The sequence below is a fragment of the Caldicoprobacter sp. genome (assembly GCF_047459465.1).
Classification (GTDB): Bacteria; Bacillota; Clostridia; order Caldicoprobacterales; family Caldicoprobacteraceae; genus Caldicoprobacter.
Genome location: NZ_VSCO01000077.1, coordinates 1 through 8,738, shown reverse-complemented (window position 1 = coordinate 8,738; position 8,738 = coordinate 1). Strand labels below are relative to the sequence as shown.

Sequence of the window (8,738 nt, the reverse complement as noted above, 5' to 3'; positions counted from 1 at the left end):
AGCGCTGTCAAGGCTCTTAAGGGGGAAGTTGAATGACCAAAAAGCCCAAAAAGGCTAAAAACCCAATCGATTATCCCATCCTGCTTACTATTATAATATTGGTGGCTTTCGGCACCATCATGGTATTCAGTGCCAGCTTCTACTATGCCGGAATGAGATGGGGAGACAAGTACTATTTTTTTAAACGCCAGTGCCTGTGGGCGGTTGTCGGCTTTGTGGCCATGGCTTTTACGGCAAACTTGGATTACTGGAAGATTAGAAAGTTTTCGAAGCTGTTGCTGCTGGTGAGCATAGCGCTTTTGGTGGCTGTACTCGTCGTGGGCGTTGAGCGAAACAACGCCAAACGATGGCTAAATATAGGGGGCTTGAGCGTTCAACCTTCTGAAATCGCCAAGTTCGCCCTTGTGCTGTTTTTAGCCGATAGCATGTCTCAAAGAAAGGATAAGATGAAGTATTTCTTCAAAGGCGTGGTACCTTACCTTTTGGTGACCGGCGTGTTGTTCGGGCTCATAATGCTTCAGCCCAACATGAGCACGGCTGGCAGCCTGTTGTTGCTTGTGATGTTGATGCTCTTTGTGGCAGGCGTCAGGCTTTGGCATTTGGGCTTGTTGGTAGTTGGGGGCGCCGGTGCGGCTGTTTTCCTCATAAAGTCGGCTGAATATCGCATGGAGAGATGGTATGCATTTTGGGACCCATGGAAGGATCCTTTGGAAACGGGTTATCAGATAATACAGTCGCTGTACTCTTTGGGGTCAGGTGGCCTGTTTGGGATGGGCCTTGGTGAGAGCAGGCAAAAGTATCTGTACATACCCTATCCCGAAACCGACTTCATATTTGCCATCATCGGCGAGGAGCTGGGGTTCGTTGGATGTGCGCTGCTCATAATGCTGTTCGTCATCCTCATATGGAGGGGATTGAAGATAGCCATCACTGCTCCTGATCTCTTTAGTTGCCTGCTAGCATCGGGCATTATCGGCATGATAGGCATACAAGCCGTCATAAATATAGCGGTGGTAACCGCCTCCATGCCGCCTACCGGTTTGCCGCTCCCCTTTATAAGCTTTGGAGGTTCTTCGCTGGCCATTTTCATGGCCAGCATAGGAGTGCTGCTCAATATATCGAAATACTCGAAGATAAGCTAGCCTGCCAGGCCACTGTGTCACACCTCTTTTTGAGGCTGCATATCATGGTGTTGTGGAGAGTTGAGACATACTAAAAAAGGGATGATATTCATGAAAAGAGGTGTGACCAATGGCACGATATATCATAAATGGCGGCAGGCGATTGGAGGGAAAGGCGCGTGTAGGAGGAGCTAAAAATGCCATTCTTCCCATATTGGCAGCGGTTTTGTTGACCGAAAAACAAGTCGTTTTGCACGACTGTCCTGACCTTCTGGACGTTGCAAAGACCATCTTGATTCTGGAGTCCATCGGTTGCAAGGTTAAAAGGGAAGGTAGGCATTTGATCATTGACCCTTCTAACGTGTCCCAGTGGGTAATACCCGATTGCTATGTCCGCGAAATTCGTTCCTCCATAATATTTTTGGGGGCGATGCTTTCCAGGGCAGGTAGGGCACGCATAACATATCCTGGAGGTTGTGAGATAGGGCAGCGCCCCATCGACCTCCACATTAAAGGGCTCAGGCAACTGGGAGTACTTATAGATGAATCCAATGGGTACCTGGATTGCGTTGCGCCCAGGATGGAGGGTGGGGTTGTTCATCTGGATTATCCCAGCGTGGGAGCTACCGAAAACGTGATGCTGGCGGCGGTAAAGGCCAAAGGGCGTACTGTTATCTACAATGCCGCCAAGGAGCCGGAGATCGTGGACCTGCAAAACTTCATCAATGCCATGGGAGGGAATGTACGGGGAGCGGGTACCAATACCATAGTTATAGAGGGTGTGCAGAGCAGTTTCAAAGAGGTGGAATATACCATCATTCCAGATCGCATTGTGGCGGGCACCTATATGGTTGCAGCGGCTATAACCGGGGGCGACGTTTTAGTCGAGAACGTAGTACCCGAACACGTTCAATCCATCATATACAAGCTGAGGGAAGCGGGCTGTACCGTCCATATACAGGACTCAAGCGTGAGGGTGAAGGGGAAATACCGGCTCAGGGCTATAGAGCACATCAAGACCTTGCCGTATCCGGGCTTCCCAACCGATATGCAGGCCCAGTTTACCAGCCTGCTGTCGGTGGCCAGGGGGACCAGCATAATAACCGAAACCATATTTGAAAACAGGTTCAGGCATGTGCCGGAACTGGTAAGGATGGGAGCCAATATCAGGATTGATGGACAGACCGCCATCATACACGGCGTCAGAAGCCTTAAGGGTACTACCGTTGTAGCCAAGGATTTAAGGGGAGGAGCGGCGCTGGTACTGGCCGGGCTGCGGGCCGAGGGCCAAACAATTGTGGAAAACGCTTCTTACATTGATAGGGGTTATGAAAAGCTGGAAGTTGCATTGAGCGCCATAGGTGCCGATATCGTAAAGGTAGACGATTAAAAAAGGGAGCTTGTATAAAATTAAAAGCCGAGGGAGCTTTATGGGGAACGGAAGAAAAAAGGGGTTATTCCTGCTATTGTTTTTGCTGGCTACCATGGTTGCTATGGTATATATCGGCACAGAGGTATTCCAGGTAAAAAAGATAACCGTTATGGGAAATAAAGATGTAAAAGATGAGGATATTATCCGGATAGCAGGAATACCCATAGGTGAAAACATTTTTAAAATAGACAGAAAACTGGTGAGGGAAAGGCTGGAATCCAATCCCCTTTTGAAGGTTTTGTCCATAGATTTTAACTTCCCCGACGAGGTCATCATCAATGTAGCTGAAAGGAAGCCGGCGGCGGCTATCCCTTATTTGGGTTCCTATGTCATCATAGACGTAGAAGGCTATGTGATAGAGATCCGCGATAGGCTGGATGATATACCTTATCCGCTGGTCCAGGGGTTAGGGCTTATGGGATGTACGGTGGGCAAACCCCTTTCACTTGCCGATTGGTATCAAATGAAAGCTTTAAGCCGCCTGCTGGAGGGGATATACAAGCAGCAGCTACAGGAGGATATTTCGGAAATAATCGTGGAGGACCCCAACGATATCTACATGGTTTCCCGAAATGGCACCGTGGTAAGGGTGGGACAAGCCATAGAGGTTGATAAGAAGTTAAAATGGCTCAAAACGCCCAATTTTCGAGAGATTGACAGCACGGGGGCAAATGGTATACTTGATGTAAGCGCAGCAAATCAGGCCATATTCAAACCTTTGGAAGAAGAGGTGACCCAATGAAGAAGTCCTTAAGCGCCCAATTATCCATAACCTTTGTAAGCTTAATACTTGGACTGGCTTTGGCTGCTCAGTTCAAAAACGTCCAAAGGGTTGGGGGTAGCGTTTCGCTTCAGCGGACCCAGGAGCTTACCCGGCAGGTACAAAAGCTTGAGCAGGAAAATGATGCGTTGGAGGCGCGTATAAAGGAGTATGAGGAAAGGATAAGGGAATTTGAAAATGCCATTCAAAGCGAAGGCCAGAGCAACAAGCTGATTTACGAGGAGCTGGAGCGTACCAGGATGCTGGCGGGCCTTGTGGACCTTCAAGGCCCTGGTGTGGTGGTAACCGTCAACGTCAAATATGTAAACGAATGGGGAGAGGATGCCATCGTTCAAAACGTGCGCTATGACGACCTGCTTAAGCTGGTAAACGAGCTTAACGCTGCCGGTGCCGAAGCCATTGCCATCAATGACGAGCGAATAATTGCCACCACTGAAATACGAAATGCGGGCAATTATATAGTCATAAATACCAACCGCTATTCAGCCCCCTTTGAGATAAAAGCCATTGGGAATCCCGACACGCTGGAGGCGGCCCTTAAGCTGCTGGGAGGGGTTGCCGATGACCTTGGGGTATATTTGCAGATCAACATCAAGAGGGTGGACAATATTAGAATTCCCAAATACAAAGGGACCTTCCAGTATAAGTTTGCGAAGCCGGTTCAGGATACCAATGCCAAGAGTTGAGGGGTAGGTAATGAAGATAAGGAAGGATCTATTGATTTTAAGCTTTATGACCATGCTTTTAAGCTTCTTCATTGTAAAATGTTTCGACAACCAGAGGATAGGTTACGATATCGGGGTTACGACTTCTGTGCGCAAGATTCAGGAACTGAGGAGCCAGTTGAAATCGCTGCAGGAGGCAAACAGCCAATTGAAGGAGAAACTAAAGCAAAAAGAGGTGGTACTCAATAAATATGAAGAAGAAGCTACAGGGAGGATATATAGGGGCGAGGAGATCAGGGCGCAGCTTGAACAGGCAAGAATATTGGCGGGCCTCACCGACCTGGAAGGGCCTGGAGTTGAGATCATACTTAACGATCGAAAAAGGGATACCATAATGCCAAGTGAGCTTTATTCCATTTCCGACTTCATCGTGCACGATATAGATTTGTTGGAGGTGGTCAACGAGCTCAAGGCAGCGGGTGCCGAGGCCATTGCCATCAACGGTACAAGGATTTTGGCCACATCCAGGATAAGCTGCGGAGGGCCTACCATCACCGTTGGTGCAGACCAACGGTTTACACCTCCCTTTATCATACATGCCATCGGTGACCCGGATGCCCTGGCTAGCTATTTTAAACGGCCTGATAGCGTATATCATGTACTTACCTTTTATGGCCTTGAATTCAGCATCAAGAAGCTCGACAATGTAAAGATACCCCGCTATTACGGGGATGTGAATTTCAATTATGCCAGGCCTGTTGAAGGAGGTGAGTAGCTTGCTATTGCCCATTATCGGAATTCTGGTGGGCATAATACTGGGCTTGACCTTGCCCATACATATACCAACGGCATATTCGCCCTACATGTCCATCGCTGTCCTTGCGGCTTTGGACTCGGTTTTCGGTGGGATAAGGGCAAGCCTTGAACAAAAGTTTGAGGCTGATGCTTTTATATCGGGATTTTTTGGCAACGCCTTCTTGGCTGCAGGTCTGGCCTATATTGGAGACAGGCTGGACGTGCCCATATATCTGGCAGCCATATTTGCTTTCGGTACCAGGCTTTTTCAGAATTTTGCTACCATCAGGCGCCATCTCTTGAATCGTTGGCGTGAACGTGCTAGATGATAATTTTGAAAAAATTGCTACAAAATAGATTTAATTTTGTTCAATTATGTGGTAACATACTAATATAGTGAATTTGCCAGTTGTTACAAGCTGCGAGGGGACATGCCTCATGCACTAACATGTGCAGTTGATGGTTATAATGGTCCGCAGAGAGGAAGGCAGATACACATGTCCCGGTTGATCCCATCAATATGCGAACTAGCAAGGGGACGGTTTTATATGCACGGAAATTCTGGTAATAAGGGTATTATCGGCTACCTTTGAATTAGTCCATGAAAATCTTTTAGGCTGTAATGGAAATCTTTTAGGTGTAAAGGGGAGGGTGTAATTTGATAGAGTTTGATATCGATATGGAACAGTTAGCTGAAATTAAGGTGGTCGGAGTAGGGGGCGGAGGGAACAACGCCGTAAACAGGATGATACAGTTTGGCTTAAAGGGCGTAGAGTTCATCGCCATAAATACAGATAAACAGGCTTTGTTTGCTTCCCAGGCTAACCATAAGATACAGATCGGTGAAAAGCTGACCAAGGGTTTGGGTGCCGGTGCTAATCCCGAGATTGGACAGAGGGCGGCTGAAGAAAGCCGCGAGGAGATTACGCAGGCGCTAAAAGGGGCGGATATGATATTCATAACAGCGGGTATGGGCGGAGGTACTGGGACAGGGGCTGCCCCGGTCATTGCCGAGATCGCTAAGGAATTGGGGATCTTGACGGTAGGGGTGGTTACCAAACCTTTCTCGTTTGAAGGCAGGCAACGGATGATCAACGCTGAAAAAGGGATTCAGGAGCTAAAGCAAAGGGTTGATACCTTGATCACCATACCCAACGATCGGCTATTGCAGATCGTCGAAAAGCGCACCACTATGCTGGAAGCTTTCCGAATAGCAGACGATGTCTTGAGGCAGGGCGTACAGGGTATCTCCGACCTCATAGCGGTTCCGGGCCTCATCAATCTTGATTTTGCCGACGTGAGGACCATTATGAAAGAAAAAGGATTGGCTCATATGGGCATTGGCAGGGCCAGCGGGGAAGGGCGCGCTATAGAAGCGGCCAAGCAGGCCATTCAAAGCCCGCTACTTGAGACCACCATTGAAGGTGCCAGAGGTGTGCTGCTCAATATAACCGGAGGCGAAAGCTTGAGCCTGTACGAGGTCAATGAAGCGGCAGAACTGGTAGCTCAGGCTGCCGATCCCGATGCCAATATAATCTTTGGAGCGGTCATCGACGAAAGCCTTCAGGATGAAATTCGAATAACCGTAATCGCTACCGGTTTTGAGGAAAAGAATAAGAAAGACGACGGAAAAAAGAAGATAGAACGGGCAGCCGAGAAGCTCTTTTCCAGCGTAAGGGATGACGATGAGCTGGATATACCCATTTTCCTAAGGAGAACCAGGGGATAAAAGCGTTTATTCCTATGGAAGCCGCAACAAGGATTTATTGATTTACCTGTGTTTGTTGTAATGTACAAAAATATAGGGAATTTTAGTTCAAAGGTGCAAAACGACAATAAAAATTGTTTTTATTGTCGTTTATTTTTTTGTTTTATCGGACTTAATTTTACAAATTTTTAAACATGCCCTGCTTTATAATAAAGGCGAGAGTAAGGGGAGCGGGGATACTCATGGGGTAGAGTACAGGTACTTGGATGTATTATGGCTTGATAATTTTATAATGAACTTTTCGATACTCTGGATCACCTTTAGGATATCCAAGGTAAAGGCTTCTTTTTGGAGGCTGTGGGTTTCAGCGGGTATAGGAGCCTTATATGCGATCATATTTTTCATGCCGGGATTTGAGGTCTTGAATAGCTTTTTCCTTAAAATAGCCCTATCGTTGGTGATGTTGCTGGTAGCCTTTAAGTTTAACACTTTGAAAGACTTTTTTAAAGCCTTTACTTTTTTTTATGTCACTACTTTTGTTTTTGGAGGCGTTGCCCTGGGGTTGTACTTTTTTACACAGGATTATATTGCCATCGAAAGAGGCGTTTTTGTGATAAAGGATTACCCCGTCAACAAGCTGATAATAGCCGGGGTGTTGGTCATAATCTTGGTGCATACCATGTGGAGGTTTATCCGCCTGCACCTTTCCAAAGACCAGCTGCTTTACAAGGTGAAAATATACTTTGAGGGGAAGGAAGTTACGGTTGATGCACTGCTGGATACGGGCAACATGCTTTTGGACCCGGTAAGCAGGCATCCCGTCATGGTGGCGGAGTTTTCAAAGATCAGGGAGCTGTTACCTCAGGAAATACAAGAGATATTTATAGGGCCATACGAGGATGACTTTCATGCGATACTCCAGGTAGTCAGCAGGTCAAGCTGGATTGAGAGGTTTAGAATAATCCCCTATGCCACGGTAGGCAAGGCAGGCGGAATACTGGTGGGGTTTAAGCCCGATGAGGTTTTGATATTGAAAAACGGAAGATGGCATACCGCCGGAGACATCGTTGTCGGTATATGCAACCACAAATTGTCAAGCAATCAGCATTATCAGGCACTAGTCCATCCAGAGATAGTCGCTTAAAAAGGGGGGATTGCAAAATGAAGTTTTACAAAAGGCTCACCATGAAGTACTATCTTTTTATCATGAAGCTGCTCATTAAGTTTCCACGGCTAAGAGGCTTGCCCATATTCTACATAAGCGGGAGCGAAGCACTTCCACCTCCCCTAACCAATGAGGAAGAGGATCAGCTTCTTCATCGTTTGGAAAAAGGAGATACCTCTGTGAAGAGCACGTTGATAGAGCGAAACCTGAGGCTGGTGGTATACATCGCCAGGAAGTTTGAAAATACGAAGGTGGGAGTGGATGACCTGGTTTCCATCGGAACCATCGGGCTTATTAAAGCGGTTAATACCTTTGATCCATCGAAGAAGATCAAGCTGGCTACCTATGCTTCACGGTGCATCGAAAATGAGATCTTGATGTACCTTAGAAGAAACTGCAAGGTAAAAGCGGAGGTATCGTTTGACGAGCCCTTGAACGTGGATTGGGATGGCAATGAGCTGCTGCTGTCCGACATACTGGGTACAGATAACGATCTGGTGTACAAAAGCATTGAGGATGAGGTAGAGAAGGAACTGCTGGATATGGCCATCAACAAGCTTTCAAAGCGGGAAAGGCGCATAGTGGAGTTGCGGTTTGGGCTGAGAAGCGGCAAGGAAAAGACGCAAAAAGAGGTGGCCGATATGCTGGGGATTTCCCAATCCTACATATCGCGGCTGGAAAAGAGGATAATAAAAAGGTTAAAAAAGGAAATTAGTCGCATGGTCTGACTTTGAATAAAATCCTCTGTCCAAGGTAATACTTTCAATAGAATCTGTTGGAGACAAAGCAGCAATATCGTGTAAAAGGGATGGAGGATTTTTGGTATGTCGGCAAATAAGGTTGAGATTTGTGGTGTGGACACGTCCAAGTTACCGGTGCTTTCCAACGAAAAGATGCGAGAGCTTTTTGAACGGATGCATGCAGGCGATAAGAGCGCGAGGGACGAATTCATCCAAGGCAATCTCAGGCTGGTGTTGAGCGTCATTCAAAGGTTTAGCAACCGGGGTGAAAACATAGACGACCTTTTCCAGGTGGGATGTATCGGACTCATCAAAGCTATTGATAATTTTG

The 8,738-nt window shown here is 47.1% G+C and carries 10 protein-coding genes; all 10 read left to right on the top strand.

The window, feature by feature from the left end; translation table 11 throughout:
- The first annotated feature begins 32 nt into the window (after positions 1-32).
- Positions 33-1,142: a stage V sporulation protein E gene (spoVE, locus tag FWJ59_RS06225; protein WP_414481101.1), complete on the top strand. Its 1,110-nt coding sequence runs from the start codon at positions 33-35 to the stop codon at positions 1,140-1,142.
- 109 nt (positions 1,143-1,251) lie between these two features.
- Positions 1,252-2,511, top strand: coding sequence for a UDP-N-acetylglucosamine 1-carboxyvinyltransferase (gene murA, locus FWJ59_RS06220; RefSeq protein ID WP_414481100.1), 1,260 nt, complete (start codon positions 1,252-1,254; stop codon positions 2,509-2,511).
- A gap of 40 nt (positions 2,512-2,551) precedes the next feature.
- A complete protein-coding gene (locus tag FWJ59_RS06215) occupies positions 2,552-3,295 on the top strand; it encodes a cell division protein FtsQ/DivIB (protein WP_414481099.1) in 744 nt (247 codons plus the stop codon).
- Positions 3,292-4,020 carry a DUF881 domain-containing protein gene (locus tag FWJ59_RS06210; RefSeq protein WP_414481098.1) on the top strand — a complete coding sequence of 243 codons (729 nt, stop codon included), beginning with the start codon at positions 3,292-3,294 and terminating at the stop codon, positions 4,018-4,020. Before FWJ59_RS06215 ends, FWJ59_RS06210 begins: the two co-directional genes overlap by 4 nt.
- A gap of 10 nt (positions 4,021-4,030) precedes the next feature.
- A complete protein-coding gene (locus tag FWJ59_RS06205; RefSeq protein ID WP_414481097.1) occupies positions 4,031-4,774 on the top strand; it encodes a DUF881 domain-containing protein in 744 nt (247 codons plus the stop codon).
- 1 nt (position 4,775) lies between these two features.
- Positions 4,776-5,123, top strand: coding sequence for a small basic family protein (locus FWJ59_RS06200; protein ID WP_414481096.1), 348 nt, complete (start codon positions 4,776-4,778; stop codon positions 5,121-5,123).
- A 350-nt stretch (positions 5,124-5,473) separates the two neighbouring features.
- Positions 5,474-6,523: a cell division protein FtsZ gene (ftsZ, locus tag FWJ59_RS06195; RefSeq protein ID WP_414481102.1), complete on the top strand. Its 1,050-nt coding sequence runs from the start codon at positions 5,474-5,476 to the stop codon at positions 6,521-6,523.
- Positions 6,524-6,764: 241 nt separating this feature from the next.
- On the top strand, positions 6,765-7,646 hold the full coding sequence (spoIIGA, locus tag FWJ59_RS06190; RefSeq protein WP_414481095.1) for a sigma-E processing peptidase SpoIIGA: 882 nt from the start codon (positions 6,765-6,767) through the stop codon (positions 7,644-7,646).
- Positions 7,647-7,663: 17 nt separating this feature from the next.
- Positions 7,664-8,395, top strand: coding sequence for an RNA polymerase sporulation sigma factor SigE (sigE, locus tag FWJ59_RS06185; protein ID WP_414481094.1), 732 nt, complete (start codon positions 7,664-7,666; stop codon positions 8,393-8,395).
- A 96-nt stretch (positions 8,396-8,491) separates the two neighbouring features.
- Positions 8,492-8,738 (top strand): sigma factor (locus FWJ59_RS06180; protein ID WP_414481093.1); only part of this gene is annotated, 247 nt, incomplete at its 3' end.

Coding starts and splice junctions, on each gene's coding strand:
- spoVE (WP_414481101.1), top strand. CDS start 33: ATGACCAAAAAGCCCAAAAAGGCTAAAAACCCAATCGATTATCCCATC.
- murA (WP_414481100.1), top strand. CDS start 1,252: ATGGCACGATATATCATAAATGGCGGCAGGCGATTGGAGGGAAAGGCG.
- FWJ59_RS06215 (WP_414481099.1), top strand. CDS start 2,552: ATGGGGAACGGAAGAAAAAAGGGGTTATTCCTGCTATTGTTTTTGCTG.
- FWJ59_RS06210 (WP_414481098.1), top strand. CDS start 3,292: ATGAAGAAGTCCTTAAGCGCCCAATTATCCATAACCTTTGTAAGCTTA.
- FWJ59_RS06205 (WP_414481097.1), top strand. CDS start 4,031: ATGAAGATAAGGAAGGATCTATTGATTTTAAGCTTTATGACCATGCTT.
- ftsZ (WP_414481102.1), top strand. CDS start 5,474: ATGGAACAGTTAGCTGAAATTAAGGTGGTCGGAGTAGGGGGCGGAGGG.
- sigE (WP_414481094.1), top strand. CDS start 7,664: ATGAAGTTTTACAAAAGGCTCACCATGAAGTACTATCTTTTTATCATG.